Source organism: Streptomyces nigrescens (genome assembly GCF_027626975.1).
GTDB classification, from domain to species: Bacteria; Actinomycetota; Actinomycetes; order Streptomycetales; family Streptomycetaceae; genus Streptomyces; species Streptomyces nigrescens.
Genome location: NZ_CP114203.1, coordinates 1,025,617 through 1,048,709, shown reverse-complemented (window position 1 = coordinate 1,048,709; position 23,093 = coordinate 1,025,617). Strand labels below are relative to the sequence as shown.

The 23,093-nt window shown below is 68.3% G+C and carries 19 protein-coding genes and 1 pseudogene; 16 read left to right on the top strand and 4 right to left on the bottom strand.

The window, feature by feature from the left end; all coding sequences use genetic code 11:
• Positions 1-98: 98 nt before the first annotated feature.
• On the bottom strand, positions 99-632 hold the full coding sequence (folE, locus tag STRNI_RS04890; RefSeq protein WP_018088757.1) for a GTP cyclohydrolase I: 534 nt from the start codon (positions 630-632) through the stop codon (positions 99-101).
• A 576-nt stretch (positions 633-1,208) separates the two neighbouring features.
• Between folE (STRNI_RS04890) and STRNI_RS04885 the strand changes: the two genes are divergently transcribed.
• The 3 genes from STRNI_RS04885 to STRNI_RS04875 all read left to right on the top strand — a co-directional run bounded on the left by STRNI_RS04885 (position 1,209) and on the right by STRNI_RS04875 (position 4,118).
• A complete protein-coding gene (locus STRNI_RS04885; protein WP_277410622.1) occupies positions 1,209-1,859 on the top strand; it encodes a TMEM175 family protein in 651 nt (216 codons plus the stop codon).
• A gap of 424 nt (positions 1,860-2,283) precedes the next feature.
• The gene (locus STRNI_RS04880; RefSeq protein ID WP_277410621.1) at positions 2,284-3,105 is read left to right on the top strand and encodes a S1 family peptidase; all 822 of its coding nucleotides are present in this window, start codon (positions 2,284-2,286) and stop codon (positions 3,103-3,105) included.
• A gap of 308 nt (positions 3,106-3,413) precedes the next feature.
• Positions 3,414-4,118, top strand: coding sequence for a DUF4232 domain-containing protein (locus STRNI_RS04875; RefSeq protein ID WP_277410620.1), 705 nt, complete (start codon positions 3,414-3,416; stop codon positions 4,116-4,118).
• Positions 4,119-4,363: 245 nt separating this feature from the next.
• On the opposite strand, the gene STRNI_RS04870 is transcribed toward STRNI_RS04875, so the two are convergent.
• Both STRNI_RS04870 and STRNI_RS04865 read right to left on the bottom strand, forming a co-directional pair.
• Positions 4,364-7,489, bottom strand: a complete 3,126-nt coding sequence (locus tag STRNI_RS04870; RefSeq protein ID WP_277410619.1) for an ATP-binding protein — start codon at positions 7,487-7,489, stop codon at positions 4,364-4,366.
• Entirely contained in the window at positions 7,486-7,971 is a 486-nt protein-coding gene (locus tag STRNI_RS04865; RefSeq protein WP_277410618.1) for a hypothetical protein, read from the bottom strand. Before STRNI_RS04865 ends, STRNI_RS04870 begins: the two co-directional genes overlap by 4 nt.
• A 163-nt stretch (positions 7,972-8,134) precedes the next feature.
• Between STRNI_RS04865 and STRNI_RS04860 the strand changes: the two genes are divergently transcribed.
• Complete coding sequence (locus tag STRNI_RS04860; RefSeq protein WP_277410617.1) at positions 8,135-11,413, top strand: DEAD/DEAH box helicase; 3,279 nt, start codon at positions 8,135-8,137, stop codon at positions 11,411-11,413.
• 758 nt (positions 11,414-12,171) lie between these two features.
• Here the strand turns inward: STRNI_RS04860 and STRNI_RS04855 are convergent.
• Positions 12,172-12,473, bottom strand: a pseudogene (locus STRNI_RS04855) (P-type ATPase actuator domain-containing protein); the annotation flags it as partial.
• A 316-nt stretch (positions 12,474-12,789) separates the two neighbouring features.
• On the opposite strand from STRNI_RS04855, the gene STRNI_RS04850 reads away from it, so the two are divergent.
• From STRNI_RS04850 to STRNI_RS04795, 12 genes are all read left to right on the top strand, one after another.
• Positions 12,790-13,635, top strand: coding sequence for an HAD family hydrolase (locus STRNI_RS04850; RefSeq protein ID WP_274739668.1), 846 nt, complete (start codon positions 12,790-12,792; stop codon positions 13,633-13,635).
• Between the two features lie 765 nt (positions 13,636-14,400).
• A complete protein-coding gene (locus STRNI_RS04845) occupies positions 14,401-14,706 on the top strand; it encodes a cupin domain-containing protein (protein WP_274739670.1) in 306 nt (101 codons plus the stop codon).
• A 5-nt stretch (positions 14,707-14,711) separates the two neighbouring features.
• Positions 14,712-15,221, top strand: a complete 510-nt coding sequence (locus tag STRNI_RS04840; protein WP_274739672.1) for a thiamine pyrophosphate-binding protein — start codon at positions 14,712-14,714, stop codon at positions 15,219-15,221.
• Positions 15,218-15,802 carry a thiamine pyrophosphate-dependent enzyme gene (locus tag STRNI_RS04835; RefSeq protein WP_274739674.1) on the top strand — a complete coding sequence of 195 codons (585 nt, stop codon included), beginning with the start codon at positions 15,218-15,220 and terminating at the stop codon, positions 15,800-15,802. Before STRNI_RS04840 ends, STRNI_RS04835 begins: the two co-directional genes overlap by 4 nt.
• A 10-nt stretch (positions 15,803-15,812) precedes the next feature.
• On the top strand, positions 15,813-16,889 hold the full coding sequence (locus STRNI_RS04830) for a hypothetical protein (protein ID WP_277410616.1): 1,077 nt from the start codon (positions 15,813-15,815) through the stop codon (positions 16,887-16,889).
• Positions 16,886-17,278: an NUDIX hydrolase gene (locus STRNI_RS04825; protein WP_274739678.1), complete on the top strand. Its 393-nt coding sequence runs from the start codon at positions 16,886-16,888 to the stop codon at positions 17,276-17,278. Before STRNI_RS04830 ends, STRNI_RS04825 begins: the two co-directional genes overlap by 4 nt.
• Positions 17,279-17,324: 46 nt before the next feature.
• Positions 17,325-17,870, top strand: a complete 546-nt coding sequence (gene folE, locus STRNI_RS04820; RefSeq protein WP_274739680.1) for a GTP cyclohydrolase I — start codon at positions 17,325-17,327, stop codon at positions 17,868-17,870.
• Positions 17,871-17,947: 77 nt separating this feature from the next.
• Positions 17,948-19,804, top strand: a complete 1,857-nt coding sequence (locus STRNI_RS04815) for an adenosylcobalamin-dependent ribonucleoside-diphosphate reductase (protein ID WP_277410615.1) — start codon at positions 17,948-17,950, stop codon at positions 19,802-19,804.
• Between the two features lie 25 nt (positions 19,805-19,829).
• Complete coding sequence (locus STRNI_RS04810) at positions 19,830-20,504, top strand: class I SAM-dependent methyltransferase (protein ID WP_277410614.1); 675 nt, start codon at positions 19,830-19,832, stop codon at positions 20,502-20,504.
• A gap of 27 nt (positions 20,505-20,531) precedes the next feature.
• Positions 20,532-21,119 (top strand): Maf family protein, encoded by a 588-nt coding sequence (locus tag STRNI_RS04805; RefSeq protein WP_277410613.1) that lies wholly within the window; start codon positions 20,532-20,534, stop codon positions 21,117-21,119.
• On the top strand, positions 21,005-22,159 hold the full coding sequence (locus tag STRNI_RS04800) for a carbohydrate kinase family protein (RefSeq protein ID WP_338149715.1): 1,155 nt from the start codon (positions 21,005-21,007) through the stop codon (positions 22,157-22,159). The genes STRNI_RS04805 and STRNI_RS04800 overlap by 115 nt, the downstream gene beginning before the upstream one ends.
• Complete coding sequence (locus STRNI_RS04795) at positions 22,152-23,075, top strand: LLM class flavin-dependent oxidoreductase (RefSeq protein WP_274739689.1); 924 nt, start codon at positions 22,152-22,154, stop codon at positions 23,073-23,075. The genes STRNI_RS04800 and STRNI_RS04795 overlap by 8 nt, the downstream gene beginning before the upstream one ends.
• The last annotated feature ends 18 nt before the right edge of the window (positions 23,076-23,093 follow it).

Here is a 23,093-nt window from a genome sequence, read left to right as displayed (position 1 = left end):
CCCGCGCAGTCGGCCGTTGAGGAACGGGACGACGGATGGCCGGGGGTCGCGTGGCGGGAGGGTGTATCAATGAGCACCTCCCGCCACGCGAGTCCGGATCAGTCGTCCAGGCCGAACTTGGCCATCAACTCCTGATTTCCTGCCACATAAGACGTGTCGGTGATCACCGTCTGGTCGGATGGACCACGGCTGCACATGCAGAGGTGGCGGCTGCGGGAGGTGACTCGCACGGCTTTTGCGCCGCCGGAGGACATGATTTCTTCAGCGATGTCCTTGACGAGGTACTCCTGGATCTGGAAGCGCCGGCTGAACGCTTGCACCAGACGAGGGAATTTCCCGAGTCCGAGGATGCGGTCCCCGGGCACATAGGAGATGTTGACCTTCCCGAAGAAAGGCAGGAAGTGGTGGGCGCAGATCGAGAAGAAGTTGTTCTCCTGGACACGCACCACGCCGGCGTGCTCGCCGTCCACCACACAAGTGGTCTTGAGGATCTTCGAGGTGTCGATCTCATAGCCACTCAGCAGCTCGCGATAGGCCCGGACGATGCGATCCTCGCACTCCGGGCCGCTATACCATCCGAGCGCTCTCGTGTCGGTGGTTACATTGGTCTTGAGCCATTCTTCAATGGTCACCTGCGGCCTCCATTCCGCTCGCACCAAGGGCTCCGAAACCCGGTGGAGGCTTTTCACTATCCACCCGTTCGCGTTAATTGAGAACGTACCTCCATTGGCCGATACCCGTTCAGACCAATGGGCAGGTGATGCGCCAATAACCAAGTATGCAAATCCGCATGGAGAATTAACGTTTCTCCTGGCGCTTGAACTGAGTAGATGGTGGGAATGCGGCGCGCGAATGGGAAGCGAAAAGTACCTTCTGGGCACGCCGTTGCACACCTGCTCACTCGTCACCTCGTGCGATGCGCGGCGATGCGCCCCACCGTAGGTGGAGCGTGGGTCCGTGAATGGTCCGGAACTCGGCGTCGCCTGCCGAACACAGAGGTAGGGGGCCACGACCCACTGCACGGCGAGCGCGGAAGTGCCTAATTCCGAATTCGGGAAGGGCGTGGAGAAAAAATCCCCGGACCGGTCACGCACCCGCATACCGAGCCCCGCCAACATGCCGCTCTGCGGCCCACGAAGTCCGGTGGCCGGCTCAACACGTGCAAGGGGTAAATCGCTGTATTCCGATGCAGATGATCCTAGGGTGGCGTGGTGAACGGTGGCCGGAGAGTACGGGACGACGAGGGCAGCGCAGTCCGGCTCCTCGCGTTGTCCGACGGGGTGTTCGCCATCGCCATGACCCTGCTGGCGCTGGACATCTCGCTGCCCGACGGTCTGGACTCCGACGGATTCGCGCAGGCACTGAGGGACGTGATGCCCAAAGTGTGGGCGTACGCCCTCAGCTTGCTGGTCATCGCGGCGTTCTGGCGGGGCCACTACCAGCTCTTCCAGTACGTGAGGGACGTGGACGGGACGGTCATCAGGCTCGTGCTGCTGAGTCTGGGACTGGTCGCCCTGATGCCCTTTCCCACCACGCTGCTGGCCGAGTACGGGGACCTGCCGCAGTCCGTGGCCATCTACTCCGGTGCCGTCGCGGTCATGGGAGCCACGCAGCTCGCGCTGACGCTTGTGCTCTGGAAGCGCCCATGGCTGGGGAGCGCGGCATTGCCCGACCCCATCGTGCGCAACGACATTGCTGACCTTGCGTCAACGGTGCTGGTCTTCGCGGCCGCCGTACCGCTCGCCTTCGTCTCACCCACCGGCGCGAAGCTGTGGTGGGCGGTGCTGATCCCGGTCAGAACGGTAACGGGCAAGCGGGGCAAGCGTCTGCGCGCGGCCGCACAGCGGTTCAGCGCCTAGTGCTCCCGTCAGGATGCGTTGCCTGAGCTGGTTGTTGGTGTCGTCATGTGGATCGCCCGCATCGCGATCATGTGGGCAGTCGGCCGGCCTTCCAGGTACTGGGTGGCAGTGACCGGCCCCTCCAGGGGCGGTGCAGAGTCCGTTCGGTGACGAACCGGCCGCAGGCGGTGAGAGCCGGGGGATACCCCTACCGTGCATGGACCCGCTGCCCGGATGGATCAGTGAATCGTGAACGCACAGGCTGAACGGGTCCGATGTCCGAGGCACCCTGCAGGGTGCACAGGGAGGGAGCATCCTCCATGGCCGATGGTTCTCATCAGCCCCGTCGTGTTCGCTCAACGTCACTGTCCAAGTGGAGTGAGCGCCGGCACTCCGTGCCCGAAGTGACCGTGGCATTCCGTACACCCGAGGGGAAGGAACCCCTGTGTTCAGCGTGAAGTCCAGGCACCGCCGTGCGGCGCTTGTCACCACCGTCGCCCTGGCCGGTGCGATGTGCGCCACCATGACGACCGGCAGCGCCGGAGCGATCGTCAAGGGGAAGGATTCCACGGAGAGTTACCCGTTCATGGCGTCGATCCCGCAGTCGGTCCCGAAGGTGACGGACGACGGCGTCTGCGGAGCGTCACTGATCGATCCGCAGTGGGTGCTGACGGCGGCCCATTGCGTCGATACGACGCTGGTGAAGCCGGACGGCATCGTCCGCATCGGCAGCGAGCAGCGGAAGTACGGGGGCACCGTTCGCGCCATCGAGCGGACCGTGATCCACCCCGGCTACAAGCAGGGCGGGGGCGAGGGGCCCAACCGGAACGACGTCGCGCTGATCCGCCTGGACCGCCCGGTCGCCGAGAAGCCCATCCGTATCGCCGACCGGCCCGGGCGGCCCGGTACCCCGACCCGGCTCCTTGGCTTCGGCACCGTCGTCGACACGACCGACATCACCAAGGCGGTGTTCGCGGACCGGCTCCAGGAACTCGGAGCCCGCAGGGGTGCCGACACCGAGTGCTCCCCCGGCTACGCGGGGGAGACCCGGCTGTGCACGGTCAGCCGGGTACCGGACGCCATGGCGTGCATCGGGGACTCCGGAGGACCCCAGATCCAGCGCGGCAAGGGCGGGCGATGGGAGCTCATGGGCACCACGTCGGGCCCTGGTGACTCGGACCAGGCCTGCGCGGGCGGGCCGGGCCTCTACAGCAATGTGCCCGCCTACGTGGGCTGGATCCGGAAGACCATCGGCAGGCACGTCTGATCCGGACGACGCGCGGGGGCCCGGGGAGAGCGAACTGACGGTGACGCTTGTCCCAGCCCGCGCCGGAAGGTAGTGCTGGGGGCCCTGATCCCGTGACGGGACGCAGTGCGGCCGGGGCGCACCGCGCACGGCTGGGCTCGGGCCCCTCGCACCCTGTTGAGTCCAACATCGCTGACTGACCAGCATGTTGGGGAGTTGCCCGCGCGTAGGGTCGGCAGCGGCATGGGTGAGAATAGGGACATCCGATGAGGGGTCAGCAAGTCTTTCCGGCCTGGTCCCTCGATCCCTGAACCCAATGAGGAGCACCCGTGAACCGCACCTGCACCGCCCGCATACGACGTGTCGCGCTCACCGCGGCCGCCGGTGTAGCGCTCGCGGCGACTGTCACCGCCTGCGGCTCGGATGGCGGTAGCGGGTCGGCCTCGGGCGGCGACTCCGCGGCGTCCGCCAAGGCCACCGCGGAGTCGTCGAGCGGTGCGTCCCAAAAGAGCTCCGACAGCGGCAAGGCGGCCGGTTCGTCTTCGGACGGGGGCGCGTCGGGGAAGGACGGTTCGTCCTCGTCGGGCTCCAAGTCGGGCCCGTCCGGTGACAAGAAGGGTTACGGGCAGGCCTGTGGGGCCAACGATCTGAAGTTCTCGGCGCGTTCCGAGACTCAGGCGGGCGGCTACATCCTGTTGTCCGCCCGCGCCAAGCCCGGAATCACCTGCACGATCCCCAGCGGGCTGCCCTCGGTCTCCTTCGGCTCCAAGGGCATCGAGGCAACGAACGCAGAACAGGCGGTCGGCCCGGCCATCACGCTCAGCGGCTCCAAGACCGCCTACGCCGGGATCAACCCCAAGACCACCAACGGCGACGGTGGCGTCGAGTTCACGTTCCTCATCGCGGCCATCGGCACGTCCGACCCGGACCCGGCGAGCGTCTCCACCGGCTCCGTCACCGTCGACAAGCCCATCGTCACCAACTGGCACACCGCCCCCGCCGACGCCGTCCCCGGCGACGGAACGGACAACTGACGCCTCCCACAGTGCGGCCCCGCTGATGAAGTAGCGGTGCCGAGCAGCTCTACGCATGCGGGGCACGTGGTATTCGGGCGATGACGGCTTCGGCCTGAGTGCAGTCGTTGCGGGTGCCCGAGGCAGGGGGTGGTCGCCTGCCGGGCAGGAGGGGCGTGTTGTCGTACCTTCCTGCCCGCGCCCGGAGGGGGGAACGGCCCCAGCGGTCTGTTCGGCGTCGTACCGCACCACTGGGGTCGTCCGGGTCAGTCCACGACGATGCCCGGATAGCAGTGCTCGTGGTGCCAGTCCGGGGCCACCGGGTAACCGCAGTGGCAGATTTCGGGCCGGGCCGACTCGCCCCTGGCACGCCGGGCCAGGGCGACGATCAGGGGCTGGCGGTCCAGCCAGGACGCCGCGTCGTCGCGGTCGGTCAGGCCGAGGGCCTCCGGCGTCACGTCGAGTCCGTCGGCGAGCAACTCGATGAGCTGGTCGGCCTGTTTGCGGATGAAGCGCAGGACGTTGCCGCAGTAGGACGGGGGCATCTCGTCCAGTCGGTGGCGGCGGTCCTGAATGTCCTGCCAGACCTCGTCCTGGTTCAGGAGGTTCACCCAGTGCTCCTCCGAAGTCCAGCGTGTCTTGGGGGCGATGGCGCCGCCGCTGCCCGCTGACCGCACCAACTCCTGGGCTTCCACGGCCTCTTCGAGGGCCCGGCTGTACTCCGCGTGGTCCTCGGCCGCCAGGCGCCGGTAGATCGCTACGGACATGTCGGCGTCCCGGCGCGCGGCGGCGAGGTTGCCCCCGGCGCCGAGCCGGGCCTGGGCCGACTGGCGCAGGACCTTCGCATGGTCGCTCTCGTACCGGACCGGGTCGGCCGCCGCGAGCCGTGCGGTGATCCCAGCTGCCTCGTCGGCCAGGGTGAGGGCCTCCCGCCACCGTTGCAGCCTCCCCAGATAGGTGGCGAGCCGCGACGCGAGGTCGGCCAGGACGGGCTCCTGCACGGCGGGCGCCACCGCGGCCAGCCGTCGGGCGGTCGCGACCGCCTCCTCCAGCGCGGTGACTGCCTCCTCCCTGCGCCGCGACGCCCACAGCAGGAAGGACAGGTTGCCCAGGCACTGCGCCAGCTCGGACTCGTCGAGTACGAACGCGCGGGCGAGCAGCGACCCGGCGGGCGGGCCGGCCGCCAGGCCGCGCCGGGCGAACTCGATGGCTCGCGCCTGCGCGGCCACGGCGTCCGAGAGGCGGCGCAGCTGCCAGGAGAAGATGCCGAGGTTGTTCAGGGCGAGCGCGAGGCCGGTCTCGTACCGGTCCGGTTGGGTCGCCGTCAGACGCCAGAAGATCCCGACCGCTTGCTCCGTGGGGGCCATGGCCCGGTCCGGGTATCCGGCCGCAGCCAGCCCCCGGCCCACCTGTGCGAGGGCCAGGGCAAGGCCGGGCTCGTGGGCCGCTGGGTCCGCCACGGCCAGGTCCTGGAAGAGCGCGGTCGCCTCCTCGGCCGCGTGCAGGGCGCGGTCGGGGGCGTCGGCGTCGAAGGCGTGCTGGGTCAGGTGCAGCAGCGCGGTCGCCAGGGTCGCGGTCGGGGAAATGTACGGCGATGTGGACGAGACCGCGGCAAGGGAAGAGGACGGAGACGGAGAACCAGCCGGGTGTGTACCGGCAGCCGCCGCCTTCCGGAAGCAGCGCACCGCCTCCTCATCCGCGGCCAGCGCCTCTTGTGCCCGCCCCGCCCGCCCGAGCCGGAAGCCGAGACCCTGGTGCAGGCGGCCGCGCTCGGCGGGGTCGGCGGTGTGGGGGAGGCGTTCGGCGACCAGCCGGGCAGTGAACGTCGCGATGCCCGCGTCCAGGTCGGGCTGCCCGAACTCCGGGAAGCAGGTCTCCACGGAGGCGAGGACGGAGGCCGGAAGGGTGGTCTCGGCGAGCGCCGTGAGGGCCGCGCTGCCCGCGGCGACGGCCACCGACGGGTCCTGCCGAAGGATCTGCTCCAGGTGCCCGGCGATGTGCGGCCAGCGCCCCGGTGCCGCCGCGGCCGCCAGGAACGTCAGGCCGCGCGTGACCGACGGCGGAACCGCACCGTCCGGGGCGCGGGCGCTGAGCGTGCGCGCTGTCGGTGCGGCCCAGGGGGCGGCGGGATAGCCGGTCACGCGGTGCCCGTCGAGGCTGAGGGCGAGGAAGTCCTCGGCGAGCCGGTCCGGGTAGAGCGGTTCGAGAACGGCGCCCGGCTCCGCCGCCGGGTAGCAAGTGCCGTGGTCGGTGAGCAGCCGCAGGGGCCGCTCCAGGCCGATCCCCGCGAGCAGAGCGCTGCCGTCCCCCGGTGACACGGCCCCGGTGAGGGCGGCCGTGAACACGACGCGGTTCATGTCGCTCGGCGCGGTGCTGAAGTCCAGTCCCTCCAGGCGGTTCTCCCACAGCCGGGTCCAGTGTCGTCGCTCCCGGTTCAGGAGGTACGCGGAGAGGCCGGCCAGGTCGTCCGGGGCCTGTTCGCCGCGTACGTGGGCGTCGACGGCGACCAGGGCGGCCATGTGCACTGCGAGGACGAGCCCGAACTCCGGGCGCTCCAGATCCTTCGGCTGTGCGATCACGGCCGGGTCGGGCACACCATACCGGGCGGCGAAGCAGTCCCGGGCCGCGGCGAACATGGCCGACCGGGCCCGCGGGTCGCCGCCGGGGGTGCCCAGCGGGGCCAGCTCCTGGTCCCGCGTGTCGGCCATGACGTCTTCCAGGGCGGAGCGCACGGCGGGCCAGGCGGTGGACGAGCGGGCGAGCAGCAGCAGCCGGGTCGGCAGGGAGCCGGTGAGCAGCCGGTTGCTGAACAGCCAGGTGAGGTGCGAGACAGGCCAGCGGTCCGCGTAGTCGACGACGAGGAGCATGCCACGAGCCCCGTCGGGCCGCAGGTCCGCGCCGCTCTTCCGGCCCGGGTCCAGGACGGCGCCCGGGCCGTGCGTGGCGGTGACGACCTTCCAGCCCGCGGCGGCGCTCTCGGCGGCGAACTCGTCGGCGAGGCGGCTCTTTCCGTGCCCGCCGGGGCCGTGCAGCCATGTCGCCGAGAGCCGCGGCCCGGGGGCGTCCCGCCAGGCGGCGAGCTCGGTGCGCTCCCGCTCCCGGCCGGTGAAGTCGACCAGCCGGTAGCGGGCGTTGAGCATCCGGCTGGGCTGGTGAAGCAGCCAGGTGTCGTCCGGCGCGGGGGCCGCACTCCGGTGCTCGCCGAGCAGGTAGACGGGCCCACGATCCGGGAAGACGTGCAGGTCGGCGCCCACGACGCCGTACCCGAAGCCGCTCTCCACACGGATCGTCTGCTGGACGGCCGCCTCCGCGGCCGGGCCGGGCAGCGGTGCGCCACCGCCGCCGGTGGCGACCCGACGGCCTTGCCGGGTGCCCTCGTCAGCTCCTGTCACCGAGCGGCCCCGGCGGTACCTTCACCCTCGACCCTTCCTTCCCGCGGCGGTTCGGCGGAACGCGCCGGCGCTGACTCGGGGCTGTGGTGGTGGTTGACGATGTTTCCGCCCTGCACCAGGAACGCCTTCGCGTTGTCCCGTACGACGACGTCCTGCACCCACTTCGACTCGCTGTTCCCGGCGGGCCTGACCTCCTCGATCAGGGCCCGCAGCTCCTCGGCCGCGGCCGGGTCGCGCCGCAGCAGCGAGCGCAGCTCGAGCTGCCACAGGGGAAGGAGCATCTGCCGCACCTGGTCGCCGTCCTCGGCCTCCGCCACGAGCCGGGCGTTGCTGTCGAGTTGGCCCTCGATCGCCTGCTGCCGGTCCTCGCCGCCGCGGCGCCGGAACAGCTCCGCCACGCGGGTGCGGGCGAGCATCCAGGAGTCGGTGGCCATGGCTCCGACCACTGCCGTACCGCCGGCCGTCACGAGTTCGTCGAGCACAATTCCTCCCTCTGCGGGCACCGTTGACGTCGCGCACTCCGTGCGCCGCGCTCCGCACCGAAGACCGTAGAACATCGCGCCGGAATCCGGGGGTTGCGCCGGCGTCCTCACCACGTGTGAGCGGTCACTCGCTCCACGGTGGCCCCTGTGTCAGAGTTGGTTCATGCGCACGGCTGGTGGGGGAAAGCAGGATGGAGTGGCCGCGTCGGGGGAATCCGTACCGGACCTGGTCCGCACGCGATGGGGGGTCCGCCTGACCGACCCGCTGCCGGCCCGATTCGAGGAGCCGGGCTGGAGCTACGAGGAGAAGGTCCCGCGCGGCTGCCCCGCCTGCGGTGGCGAACTGCACTCTCTGCGCAGGCCGTACGAGTCCCAGGGGCGCGTCTACCGCTACGTCGCCGTCGTCTGCCCGAGTTGCCCCGCTGCCTACGCCCTCGCGGATCTCGGCGTGAAGACGTACGACAAACTCATGGGCCACAGCGGCTGGGCAAAGGCCTCCACGCCCGCTCCCGCCGCGAAGCCGAATCCCGGCCGCGATGCCGACGATGCCTGGGAGATGTTGCTCGGCCCGTGCCCCACGGGTGATGAGCCCGGCGGCCTGACCATCAGACCGATCCATGCCTCCCCCGGCGCGAAACTCCGGCCTGCTCCCGGCCCGGCGCGCATCATTGCCTCCAACTTAACGTCCCCCGGGCCCAGTTGGCCCGCCGATCTGCCGCTGCCGGCCGATCCGGAACTGCGGCTCCTGTACTGGTGCAAGGTGACCGACCCACACTGGCGGCCATCCTTCGAGGTCGTCGACGCGGCCGAGGACATCCGCGTCATCATGCCGGACGGCCCGGAATTCGACGCCCTGCGCGCGTACCTGGCCGACGAGGACATTCCGTACCGTTGTGCACGGCACTGGCAGGAGTCAGAAGTTGTCGGCACCGTCAGCGACTCGGGGTACCGGACCGACCTCGTCGCGTGGCCCGTCCGCTCCGGGCCGCTGCCGGCGGCCCCGGTCGCGGGTCCCGGCGCCCATGCCGCCCGTGACGCGTTCGCGCTGCAGTGGGACGCCCTGGAGGAGCTGCCCGAGGACGCCGACGACGCCTACGTCCCGGTGGCCGACCTGGTGCCGCCGGGCTGGTCGCGGTTCCTGAAGTACCCGACGTTCAACCCGGCGCAGGCCGACGCCGTCCCGGCGATCCTCGAGAACGACGGGAACGTCCTGGTTGTCGCCCCGACCGGCGCGGGCAAGACCCCGGTCGGCATGGTCGCGGCCCTCAAGGCCAACGCACAGGGCCGCAAGGCCGCCTGGCTCGTGCCGCAGCGCTCCCTGACCGACGAACTCGACCATGAACTCGACCTGTGGCGCAGCAACGGACTGAGCGTGGTGCGCCTCACCGGCGAGTACGCCGTCGACGCCGAGCTGATCCGCAAGGCCGACATCTGGGTCGCCACCACCGAGAAGTTCGAGGCCATCTGCCGCACTGGCTCGCTGCGCGACGCCCTCGCCGACGTCGGCTGCCTCGTCGTCGACGAGGTCCACCTGCTCGGCGACCCTGGCCGCGGCCCCGTCCTGGAGGCCCTGCTCGCTCGCGTCGGCGAGGACACCGGGCAGGTGCGCGTCGTCGGCCTGTCCGCGACGGTCGCCAATGCCGACGAGGTCGCCGACTGGCTCGGCGCCCGCCTTGTGCGCACCACGTGGCGGCCCACCCGGCTGATCTGGCAGATACCCGTCCCCGCCGCGTCCACCAACAGTGACCGGGGCGCCCGCGCCGCGGCCCGCACCCGCGCCGCCGTCCGCCAGGTCCGCACCATCGCTGACGAGGGCGGCAGCGCCCTGGTGTTCTGCGGCAGCAAGCGCGGTGTGCGGATGACCGCGCTCGCCCTCGCCGAGGAGCGCGGGGCCCGCACCAAGGGCGTCGACAAGGACGACCCGGAGGCCGTCGAGCGGCTCTGCTCGCTGGCGGGCGTACGCATCCACTACCGGGACTGGCCCTACAAGCGCGAGGCCGAACAGGCGTTCCGGAACCGCGAGGCGAACGCCCTGGTGGCGACGTCCACCGTGGCGGCCGGGGTCAACCTGCCCGCCCGCGCCGTCGTCGTACGTGACACCGAGATCGGCCTGGACCGAGTCGAAGTCTCCATGGTCCAGCAGATGTTCGGCCGGGCCGGGCGCGTCGGCGCCGGGGAGCGCGAGGGCTGGGCCTTCCTCCTCACCGACGGCACCGACCGGCCCGAGTGGCAGGCCCGTCTGGCCGCCGGCTACACCGTGCGCTCCCGCATCCGCGAACGCCTGCCCGACCACCTGCTGGCCGAGGCGGTGCAGGGCCGCGTGCGCACGCTCCGCGAGGCCGAGAACTGGTGGACCCGCACCCTCTCCTCCCACCAGGGCAACGAGAGCTTCGACCCGCTGTACGACGCCGTCGACTTCCTCACCGAGGCCCGCTACCTGCGCCGCAGCCCCGGCCTTGAGCACGACGACACCCTCGTCGCCACCGAGCTCGGCACCCTCACCAGCCGTTTCATGCTCGCCACCGACCTCGCCGACGAGTTGTCCGACGCGCTGCGCGCCGCCCCCGTGCCCCAGGACCCGGACACGGCCGAGCAGCTGCTCACCGCCCTGCTCGCCACGCATCTGCCGAACCTGGAACAGGCGCAGTTCACCGACCGGGCCCGCGCCGTGCTGCTGCGGGTGCTGCGCAACGGCGGCCACCTGGACCCCCAGGACCCGGAGACGGGCGGCGCCCCGGCGCGGCCGGCAGACGAACCGGTGGCCGCCGGGGACCTGGCGCGGGCAGCGCTGCTCCTGGTCGCCCACAGCCCCAAGGTATTCCGCAGCCGCTCCCCGTACGTCCTCGGCATTCCCTCCGAGAGCCTCACCGGCATCTACGAGGAGTCCCAGCGCTACCTGGCCTGGCTCGGCGCGCAGGGCCCGCTCGGCACCGTGCACCCCTGGGCCGCCGTCGTCGCCGCCGACCTGGCCGCCCGGATCCGCTGGCGGGAACTCGGCCCGCGCCGCGGCGCCGGGCGCCTGTTGTGGATCTGCGAGCAGATGGCCACCGCGCCGCTCGCCGCCCGGCTCGTGCCGCAGATGTGGCGTGCCGCCCGCAAGCGAGGCATAGGCGCCCCCGACTGGCCGGGCACCACACCACCCAACGGCTGCGCCCTGCCCGCCCAGCGCTACCGGCAACTCCTCGCGGAGCGCACGACGGGCGCGCTCCTGACCCCGGGCCCGGACGGTGTCCTGGTCCGGGGCTGCCCGCGTGGCGCGACCGTACGGCTGTGGGACGGCACGTCGGTGGAGCTTCACCCGGCCGAGCGCGCCGCCGTCGAACTCCCCTACCCGCGCCCGGCACCGGACGACCCGGAGGGTGGCCACCGTGGCGCGGTCGTCTTCACCCGGAGCGACCACTTGGCCACGGGCTGGTTGGCCGCGTACAGCGGCTTGGCCTGAGAGCCGTCCCGGTCGGGGCAGCCGTCCGCGATGGGTTGTGAGGTCAGGTGCTGGCCAGGTGGTCGGCGAGGTGTGATCGAGGACAGTGACTGCGAGCCCGGGTTGCCTGGAGGGGCGAAGCTCCCTCCAGCCAACCGAGTTGAGGCTCTAGAAGAACCCCAGCTTCTTCGCCGAGTAGCTCACCAGCAGGTTCTTCGTCTGGTGGTACAGCGCAAGCAGCTCGCTGACCTGCGAATATGGCAGCCGTGGGGATCTTGCCGGGCCTGCTGGCCCGGGAATGGTCCGGATCTTGACTGATGCAGACCTTGGGGCTGCGGCTCTGTTGGATTGGCCGTAGCCACCCGCTCCGAGCTGACGGTCGCACCTGGCACAGGTTGCAGATCGCGTCTTGTGTGGTCTAGATGGTCCAGGTCAGGAGCGTAGGCGCAGGTCAGGCCCTTGTGGCCCAGGAGCGTCAATGCTGTTGGTGAGACGCGTGTGATACCGCGTGAGAGGTGAGGAATCCCCGTCGGTTTGCCGGCGGGGATTCCTGCGTTCGAGGGCGGGCCCAGTGGGCCGTCTTTTCGCGACACCGGCCTATCTCATTCGGATCCCGGTGCCCGGCAAGACAGCCGTCACCTATGCCGAGCCTTGCAGACGGACGGGCCGGATGTCGCGTGGGGAGTCGGCGGGACGCTTGGTCGGCTACGCGGAGCGGGCGGAGCCAGGCGATGGCGGCCCGCTCCATGGCTCCCGCCTCGGCGGGAGCAGCGGGCAGGGATGGTGAGCGCGGCGAGCAGGATGTGCAGCGCGGTCTCGTTGGGGGTCCGCTGCCGGGTCGCGCCCTCGACCAGCGCGATCATCCGGTCCAGGAAGGACTGTCCGGGGCGGGAGGTGACGCGTACGACGAGGCGGTCGGACAGCACGGTGGTGCCGGCGGTGACCCCGGAGCGGTCGCCGCCGGATTCTCGGATGACGGGTGCGGATTCACCGGTGACTGCCGATTCGTCGACCGCGGCGACCTGTCGATCACATCGCCGTCCGCCGGGATCGCCTCGCCCGCCTCGACCAGTACGAAGTTCGCCTGAATCTTTTCCGGTTCGACGAACGGCCATCGACGTTCAGTGCTCTCCGACCTGCTCGCGCCGGACTGTGCTCTGCACGGCCGAGCATCCGTCTGTCTCGTCGAAAAGCACTACGTAGTCGTTGCCAAGCTGTTCTGTTTGTTGAGGAGAAGCTCCACAAGCAAGGCCGCGACATCCGCAACACAGGGCAGGCCCGGAAGATGGCCCGCAGTGTTCGGCGAAGGGCCTCGGACCTTGCGGACCCGCTCCCGCACGACGGATGCTCATGGACCCTGTCACTGACCATGCAGCCCAAGGGAGCGGTGTCGAGTTATGGATCGCAGCAACCTGAGCCCGGACAACGGAGACCATCATGTGGGGATTCCCGGGCCCCGCTGGCAGCCTGAGATGCTCGTCCTGGACATCGACGGCACACTCGTCGAGCCCGGCTGCGAGATCACGGATCGCGTTCGTGCGGCGCTCGTGCGGGCGTCCGACGCCGGTTGCCACGTCGTGCTCGCCACGGGCAGGGCGTCCTTCGAGGTCATGGAACTCTTCCGCAGCACGGGCCTTCGCGAGGGGCTGGCGGTATGCAGCAACGGAGCAGTGGTGGCGAGGATGCCCACTGGCGAGATCCTTGCGCAGGAGGCATTCAACGCCCGGCCGGCGCTGGACGCACTGCTGCAGCATGTTCCGGCTGCTCGGGTCGCCGTAGAGATCGCGGGCACCGGTTACTTGGTCACGCATCAGTTCCCCGAGGAGAAGCTTCTCGGCCCGCAGATCGTCGCGCCTCTAGACGGTCTGTGCTCGGAGCCGGTCATCCGGGCCGTCGTCCGGGACCCGAGCCAGACGAGTGAGGACTTTCGAACCCTGATGCAAAGGCTCCGCATCCGTGGAGCCAGCTACGCAGTGGGCTTTGAGGCATGGCTCGACCTGGGACCGCTGGGGGTGACCAAGGCCTCCGGCTTGGAGAAGGTGACCTCGATGCTGGGTTCGGATCGCCGAATGGCGCTGGCCATCGGTGACGGCCACAATGATGCCGAGATGCTCGCCTGGGCGGGGCGCGGCGTGGCCATGGGGCACGCTCCGGCGCACCTCAAGCAGATCGCCGACGCCACGACCCTAACCGTCAACGAGGACGGGGCGGCGGCAGAGATCGAGAAGTGGTTCGGCGTCTGATCCGGTTTCGCGGGACCGACGGGCGCTGTTGTGGCTAAGAGCAGCCGCCATTTCCCCCACCCCAGGCGCGCAGGCCGCACCGCCTTGGTACGCGAAGGGCGGTGAAGGGCCAGCCCGGTTCAGGGCAGCACAAGCCTCCGGTCACGCAGTCGCGGACGTCTGAGCAGAGAGGTGCGCAGGAAAATATGTTCCGTACGTAAGAGAGTCAATCGCCCTCGCACGGCTGGCTGATTCCGTCGGACACGGACCGGGCGTCCAGCTTCGCGTTCTGCCCGGGCCCCTGCACACGGGGGTCATCGGGGCCCGGGCCTCACCGGGACTGGCTTTCATCAGGGGATATGGTCGGCGCAGCCCGCGAGAGGCGGATCATCTCGCCGCGTGCGGACCATTGCGGCGCCCTGCTCACGGCTGCGCTCGCGGTGATGAACAGGAGCCACAGACTGGGCCGCTCCCTGCGTTTTTGCAGTTACACGTGCGACGTAGCGCAACTTGGCAGAGTGACGCACCCAAGGAGAGGTGAAATGGGCCCTTTGTCCTTCTCTGGGCTGGCCGTCCAAGAGAGATTCAGCCGACCTGCCATGTGGTCTTGTCCACTGCGCCGTGGGGGCCTTCCATGGAGAGCGCTGGTTGGGAATTGCCCCGCGGCTGTGCCTCAGGCACGTCGTTGCCGCACCGCCGCCAAGGTCGTTCCCGTCGGGCCCATCGATCCCGACGCCGGCTCTCACCTCCTTCACCGCCCGTGCCGTCATGGAGAGGTCGTATTTGATGTCAGATGAAATCGTGCAGGTCGGAACCCAGCTGGTCCATCAAGACGAGCGGGTCCGCGTCTGGACACTCGATCTGGCCCCGGGGGAGCAGACAGAGATCCACCAGCACCCCTGCGACTACGTCTACGTCGTCGTCGCCGGTGGACAGACCGAGACGATAGACGTCGACTCCACGGTTCATCCCAGCAACGATCAGGTAGGAGATGCCGTCTACCACCAGGTGGGCCCCGCACATCTGTTGAAGAACGTCGGCACCACGCACTACTCCAACATCATCGTCGAGCTCGTGTCGACCGGACACTGATCCGCATGTCGGCAGGCGACGCCTATGAATCACTGCTCCAGGCCGGTGTGGACTTCATCAGCGGCGTACCCGATTCGCTGCTGGCGCCCTTGCACACACTGGCCGCTCAGCGATCAGAGATCGACTACCAGCCGGCGTGCGACGAGGCCACCGCGGTCGGCCTGGCGGCGGGCGCCCGCCTCGCCGGAGCGCGCAGCCTGGTCCTCATGGAGAACTCGGGGCTGCGTCGCGCATGCGAGACGCTGGCACGCCTGACGATAAGTCATCGTCTGCACTCCGTCTGGATATTGGCCCGCCGTGGGGCCTTCGGCGAAAGGAACTGGTGGGGCCTCCCGCACGAGGAGACCATGCACACGCACCTGCGCATGCTTCCCGTGCTGTCTCAGGAGATCCACTCGCTGGAGCACTTCGGCACGCTGCTTCGTCAGGCATACGCCACAGCCGACACCGGCCAGCGGTCAGTAGCCCTGATCGCCAATCAGTCTTTCCTGCAGCAGTTGCGGAGTGCCGCATGAGAACATCCGAGTTTCTGCAGGCGCTTCTCGGCCGGCTAGATCCCGACTGCGTCGTCGTGTCCTCCCTGGGGCGCACCAGTGACGAACTCTTTCAACTCGCTCCGGAGCGAACCTTGTTCACCGACACGATGGGTGACGTGTCCGCCCTCGCGACGGGTATGGCCATCGCCATGAAACCGCGGCCGGTCCTCGCCGTGGACACAGACGGCAGCTTCCTCATGAATCTCTCCGTCCTTACAGCTCTGGGCAGCAGGCTGCCGACCCTTGACAACCACACGCTGGCTATCGTCGACAACGGGATTTACGAATCCGCCGGAGGCATGCCGAGCCGTCACTGCCCCCTGGACTGGCAGCACCTCTTTGCCGCAGTGGGCCTCGCCGCGATCACCGTGCGCAGCTCCTGCGACATCCCCGACCCGATCCCGCGTCCGGGCACCGTTGTTGTGGCCCAGGTGGTCAACGACGCCGCACCCCTCGATTCGGCCAAGACCTACGACGGCATCGAGTCGTCGTACGCCATCGAGCGGCTCATCGCCGCCCAGCGCGGCAGGCCGCCGCGTCGACCAGCACTCAAATCGTGAGGGGACAGGCGTGAAACGCATCATGAGCGTCAACGGCAGCAGCGTGTACGAATATGCGACCACCGGACCAGCACGCACCCTGATCTGCTCGACACCGTCGTCGCGGGCACTGCTCACGGACCCCACCCTCTGCGGCACCCCTTACCGGCGCCACTCCCGGAACGCCGTGGCGCAGGCGTTGCACGCGCTGACCGCCACCGACACGTCAGATCTCTCGACTACCCCCGCTGACCAGTTCGCGACACTCAATGTGCTCCGCGGAGGGCTCAGCTTCGGGATCGAAGATGCGTTGGGCAACGTCTTGCAGGCCGACCCCGCGGTTAGCTTCGTCGGCACCGAACGCCCCCCGGACGGACCGATCGAGCTGACCTACGACCGATGGGAACTCGCAGATGCCAGTGTGCTGGTGGTCGGCGACATCATCGGTACCGGCAGTACCCTCGCCCGCGTCCTGACGGAAGCAGTGGAGCGAGCGGCAAAGCGCGGCAGGCCGCTGCAATCCATCCTGGTCTTCACCATCGGCTCACGGCTCGGTGTGCAGCGCGTACTGGCAGCACTGGCCGCCACGCCCGCGATAGCCAGCACCTACGTACAAAGCCAACCATCCCTGACCGTGGTGGCGTTGGAAGCCCTCTACGACCTGCCCAGCCCCGAGGCTCCGCCGGCCTTCCCGCACTTCCCCTTTGACCTTTTGCGAGCCCCCGCAGCCGCAGCACCCGAATACGAGCACCACCGCCTCAGCACCCCAGGAAGCCTCTTCGAGCGCTGTGCCATCTACGACGGCGGCGTACGCGCCTTCACCCCCGCTGACCACACCGCGGAAAGGTCCGCCTGGTGGGCCTCGGTGACCGACCGCAAGCTCCCCCTGGCTGAAGTCGCCACCCGCACCGCCGGCCTGGAGACCTACCGAAAGCCGCTCGAACAGTGGAAGACCACGGTCCCCTGGTCCACCCAGATCTCCCACGACGAGGCTGCCGCCATTCACCGCCTGGGCCAGAAGGCCATCGCCTTCGCCGACGACCTCACGACCGACGAGTACGCCCGTGACCATCTGGTAGCGAAGGGACACACAGGCACCCGCACATGATCGACAAAATCGCGTGGATCCGAATCGAGGACGGACACATCCTGTCGACCCGCTCCAAGGGCAGGTCGCGCTACTACCTCCCTGGGGGGAAACGGGAACAGGGCGAGGGCGACCTCGACACTCTGATCCGCGAGATCAAGGAAGAACTGTCCGTCGACCTCCAGCCTGAAACCGCCCGCTACGTAGGGGAGTTCCACGCCCAGGCGGACGCGCTACCTGAAGGCGTGGAGGTCAGGATGCGCTGCTACGAATGCGACTACCTCGGGGACCTCAGCCCCGCCTCAGAGATCGCAGAAATGATCTGGTTGACCTACGCAGACCGTGACCAAACCTCCGCCGTCGACCAGATCATCTTCGCCCAGCTGCACAGTCAAGGACATCTCCGCTAACCAACATCGGCTGCGCCCAGGCGCCTGCGCCGCAACGGAGGAATAGATGACCATCGCCGAGTGGATCGAACAGAACGTCACCACAGACAAACGGGCACTGGACTGGTACCAGTCTCCCGAAAGCGAACCACGCATCGTCCGCGCCTACCGCGAACTGCTCAGCGGCTACGAGGCGGACCCTTCCAAGATCCTCAAGACGACCTGCACGGTCGAAGGCGAGTACACCGGCGCGGTCCGCATCCGAGACATCAACTACTACTCGATCTGCGCCCACCACTTCCTGCCGTTCTTCGGCGCCGTCGACATCGTCTATATCCCCGGCGACCGCATCCTAGGTCTCGGCAAGTTCCCTCGTCTGGTTCAGGCGTTCAGCCGGCGATTCCAGATCCAGGAACATCTGGTCAAAGACATCGCCACAGAGATCGTGACAAGCGGCGGCGCCCGCGCGGCCCAAGCCTCGGCATCTGGACGTCACATGTGCATGTGCAGCCGCGGCCCCTCCGACCAGACCGTCATCACCGACACCTCCTACACAGCAGGAGATGTCCAGCTCCTCCAGGCCAGCGAGACGCAAGCCCTGCGCCGGCTCTGAACCGATCCCGGTGACAGGCGCACAGGAGCCGCCAAGGCCCTGCGCGCCTGTCACCCATCGACCGGGAGGTCGTCCGCATGCCAGGCCAGATCGCCACTCTCTTCGCATCGGTGCGCACCGCTCTGACAGCCACCCGCACCGACCGCGTCAACCTCACCGGCAACGCACACCTGCTGCTCCGAGAGCGGTATCTCACAGCAGACCAGCACGGCGAGGTCACCGAAACCCCCGAAGCGTTCTTCCGGCGCATCGCCAAGGCGCTGGCCGCCGTGGAGGAGCCAGACGACACACAACCATGGGAGTCGGCCTTCTACGAGGTCATGGCACGACTGGAGTTCCACCCCGGCAGCAGGACGCTCGCCAATGCTGGCTCGGCCCGACCGCAACTGGCGAACTGTTTCGTCTTCCCGCTGGAAGACTCCCAGGCCAGCATCCTGCAGACCTTCACCGACTCGTCCGTGGTCAAAGGCCTGGGCGGTGGATGCGGCTATAACTACTCCCGCATCCGCCCCAAGGGAGACGCCGTTCGCGGCACGGCGGGACTCGCCGCCGGCCCCGTCGCCCTGCTCAAGATGTTCGACGGCGCCACGAAACTCTTCCGCCAGCGCGGCCGCTACGAGAGCGGAAACATGGCCGTCCTCAACATCGACCACCCCGATGTCCTGCAGTTCATCGAAGCCAAAAAGATCGACGGCTCCCTGAATATGACCAACATCTCGCTCGGCATCTCCGACGCCTTCATGCACGCCGTCGCAGCCCAAGCCGACTGGCCCCTGATCAACCCCCGCACGGGCGAAGCCGTCCGCAAGATACCGGCCGCCGAACTCTTCGGCACGGCATGCCGACTCGCCTGCGAGACGGGGGATCCCGGTCTTCTCTTCCTCGACCGCATGAACGATGACAACCCCCTGCGTGACGCCCTGGGAGAGATCACAGCGACCAACCCCTGCGGCGAGATCGGCCTGTACCCCTACGAGGCATGCAACCTGGGATACCTGAATCTGCCGAAGCTGCTGCTCCCTGCTCACGAACGCAAAACCCCGTACCTTTTCGACGAGGAGCGCCTGCGTCACGTCGTCGCGGCTGGTGTCCGCATGATAGACAACGCGATCTCGGTGTCCTGGTTCCCCGTAGAGAACATCCGGGAGGCCGTATCCGCGAACCGACGCGTGGGACTGGGCGTCACCGGCTGGGCGGACTGTCTGGCCGCCTCAGGCATTCCCTACGACTCTCCCGAGGCCCTTAACTGCGCTGAGCTGCTGGCCTCCGTCATCCGTGACGCAGCCCAGACAGCGTCGTACGCCCTGGGCCACGAGCGAGGCCCCTTCCCGAACATCGTTCATACGAACTGGAAGGACAGCGATCAGCAGCCCCGCAACATAGCCGTCCTTGCCCTTCCCCCCAGCGGCAACAATGCCGTCATCTTCGACACCGCATTCAGCATCGAGCCCTTCTTCGGGATGACCTACTCACAACAGGTGTTCGGGAACCGGCGAATCCACTCCGTCAACCAGACCCTGCTCGCAGAACTCGAACACCGCGGAATCCCCGCCGACGGACTTCTCGAGCAGATCGCACAGAACGACGGCAGCCTGGCCGGCCTGGCACACATCCCGGCCGACCTGCAGGCCGTGTTCAAGACGGCGCACGAAATCGCGCCCGAGTGGCACGTGCGCATGCAGGCAGCGTTCCAGCGGCACGTCGACAACGCGGTCACCAAGACCGTCAACCTCCCCGCCGACGCTACACCCCAGCACGTCGCTTCCCTGTATCAACAGGCATGGGAGCTGGGCTGCAAAGGCATCACCGTCTACCGCGACACCTCTAAGAACGAGCAGGCCATCGCCTGGACGACCGCGACCAACCAGCCTGCAGCACAACCCGCGGAAGCTGACTGCGTCGGCTTGGACGGCGCATGCAAAGTGTGCGAATGACCCGGATCAAGAGCAGAGGACAGGCATGAGCCAGCAACTGTGGGAACGCGAATACATCAACAAGGCCATATCGTCATCCACCAACACCAAGCCCTCACACGGCACACAGTTCTTCCGGCAGTGCCTGCCCCGGATCGCCGAAGTCGAAGGGCCGCCACGCCTGCTCGACCTCGGATGCGGCGGAGGCCGAAACGCCACCGTGCTGAAAGAAACCGGCCTGGACTACTACGGAATGGACTTCGCGCACCGTCCCCTGGCAAAGGCAGCCGCACGCGAGGACGGCCCAAGCCTCCGCCTCGTCCAAGGATCCATGGCAGAAAAACTTCCGTACAAGACCAACACCTTCAGCATCGTCTCGGCCTTCACCAGCGTGGAGAACGTCGTCGAGAACGCCCAACTACGCTTCCTCAGCCAGGAGATCCGCCGCGTCCTGTGCCCCCAGGGCCTGCTCTATGTGTACTTCATGACCCCCGACGACGGCTACTACCAGCCGCTGGTCAACCAGAGCGCCGATGCCCGCTCGCTCACCTACGACCCGGTGACCGAACTACGTCAACGGGTCTACCAACTCCACGAACTCTGCGACCTCTTCAGTCCGTCCTTCACCCTGCAGGCGTCGGACGACTTCGTGTTCGAGGACACCCGCTCCCACAACACCTATCTGCGCCACCTGGCAGCAGGACTGTGGCAGGCGTCCTGAAGATCTGACAGCGAAGGAAGCGAACCAATGACCGAGGTCGTGCTCGCATCCGGATCGCCCTCGCGACTGGACCTACTGCGACGAGCAGGCATTGAACCCACCGTCATCGTGAGCGGTGCCGACGAAACAGCCCTACCCGGAGAAGCGCCACATGACCTCGTGGTGCGCCTGGCAGAGGCAAAAGCGAAGACGGTCAGCCTCCAAGTGAAGCAAGGCGTCGTGATCGGATGTGACTCGCTCCTCGAACTGGACGGCATCGCTCACGGGAAACCCGGACGCCCCCAGCCCGCCATAGAACTCTGGCAGCACATGAGCGGCCGCAAAGGAACCTTCCACACGGGACATTGCCTCATCGATGCCGCCACACAACGCACGGTCACCGGCCTGTGCTCCACCATCGTTACCTTCGGTACCCCCACGCAGGCCGAGATCACCGACTACATCGCCACGGGGGAACCCCTCGCTGTAGCCGGCGCGTTCAAGATCTCCCATAAGGGTGGATGGTTCGTCGACAACGCCGAAGGCGACCCAGGCAACCTGCAAGGCATATCACTGCCGCTCGTACGGCGTCTGCTCCACCAACTCGGATGGAATGTGACCCGCCTATGGGCCTAAATGCCACCGGTACGGGCCGCAATGCCTCGCAACACCCCGCGCCGCTCCCTGCCGCTCCCTCCGTGGACCCACGCGTCCGCATCGTCGTCATCGGACACGTGACCACCGACGTCATCGTCCTTCCGCACGGTGACGTCACCCAGGGAGACGACAACGAGGCCAGGATCCGCATCTCGCCCGGAGGACAGGCAGCGAACACCGCCGCATGGCTGGCCTGGCAGAGCGCACCGGTCACTCTGGTAACCAGCGTCGGTGACGACCCCGAAGGACACGCCAGGATCACCGAACTGAGCGAATCAGGAGTGGACTGCGCCGCGCGTCGCTGCCATGGCGCCGCAACGGGCAGCGTCGTGGTGATCGCAGATGCGCACAACCGGACCATGATGTCCCAACGCGGCGCCAACGTCCGTCTCACGCCTCGCGACATTGATACGGCGCTGGCCACACGACCCGACACGGGACACATACACCTGTCAGCCTATGTCCTGCTGGACACCGAATCCCGCCCTGCCGGCCTACGCGCGCTGACTGTCGCCCGCGAACGCCGCCTCAGCATAAGCATCGACGCGGCTTCCGCCGGGCTGCTCCACCAAGCCGGTCCCGCGCGGTGTCGTGAGTGGATGCGGGGCATCGACGTACTGATCGCCAACGCTGAGGAAGCCTGTGCCCTCACTGGCAGCACCAACGACGAACTCGCCGCCCGTGGCCTCACCGCCACTGCCACCCACGTCGTCGTGAAGCGCGGCAGCCATGGCGCCCTGTGGGCCCGCCGCGACGGACCAGACATCGACGTCCCCGCCCACCCGGCCGTAGCCATCGATTCCACCGGAGCAGGCGACGCCTTCGCCGCAGGCCTATTGACCGGCTTCACTGCAGGAAGCGACCCGCGCACGACGCTGCGCCAAGCAGCGGCGCTTGGAGCCGCAGCTGTCTCCACCATTGGCGCACGACCCCGCACGCTGAGCCCGACGGCACCACATCCCGCCGCGCCGAGCTCCGCCCGCGCAATATTGCCCCACCGAGGAGGACCGCATGCGTGATACCTCTGCCAGCCCACCGCCTGGCGCCTTGCCCGCCTCCCGGCTCAAATACGGGATCTCTGTGCCCCCGCACGGCGACTACGCAGCCCCCAAGCTCCTGGCTGCGCTGGCACGCGAGGCCGAGGACGCCGGCTGGGACGGCTTCTTCCTGTGGGACCACCTGCTGTTCATGAGGGGCTTCGACCGGCCGGTGGTGGACCCCTGGATCAGCCTCGCCGCCGTGGCCACGGCGACGCAAAGGATCAGGTTCGGCACCATGGTCACTCCGCTGGCCCGCCGCCGACCCTGGAAGGTAGCCAAGGAGGCGGTCACCCTAGACCACCTGTCCGACGGACGCTTCATCCTGGGCGTGGGATTGGGCTATCCCCGCGACTCGGAGTTCGAAGACTTCGGCGAAGACGGCGATGAACGCGTCCGAGCTGACAAACTCGACGAGGCGCTGGACATCATTGTCGGTCTCTGGTCCGGTCGGCCATTCCGTTACAAAGGGCAGCACTTCCAGATCGCAGAGTGCACCTTCCTGCCGGAGCCGGTACAACGCCCCCGAATTCCCATCTGGGTGGCCGGATACTGGCCCAACCGCCGCCCCTTCCGCCGCGCGGCCCGCTGGGACGGAGTCCTGCCAGGACGTCTGTCTCTCGAACGCCGCAAGAGGTGGACACCGACCATGATCCCCCCACAGACCTACGGCGACATCGTCTCGTACGTGCAAGAACACCGCACCGCTACCACCCCCTACGACTTCGCCCTGGGGGGCTACACCAACGGAGACGGCGGAGACGCCGACCAAGAACGAGTCGCCGCCTACGCAGACCTCGGCGTGACCTGGTGGTTCGAAAACCTGCACGGTTTCCGCGGCTCCCTCGACCAGACGCGAGAACGCATCCGCCTCGGTCCACCTCGACTCAGCCCATGAAGTCAGCCTTCTTCACGC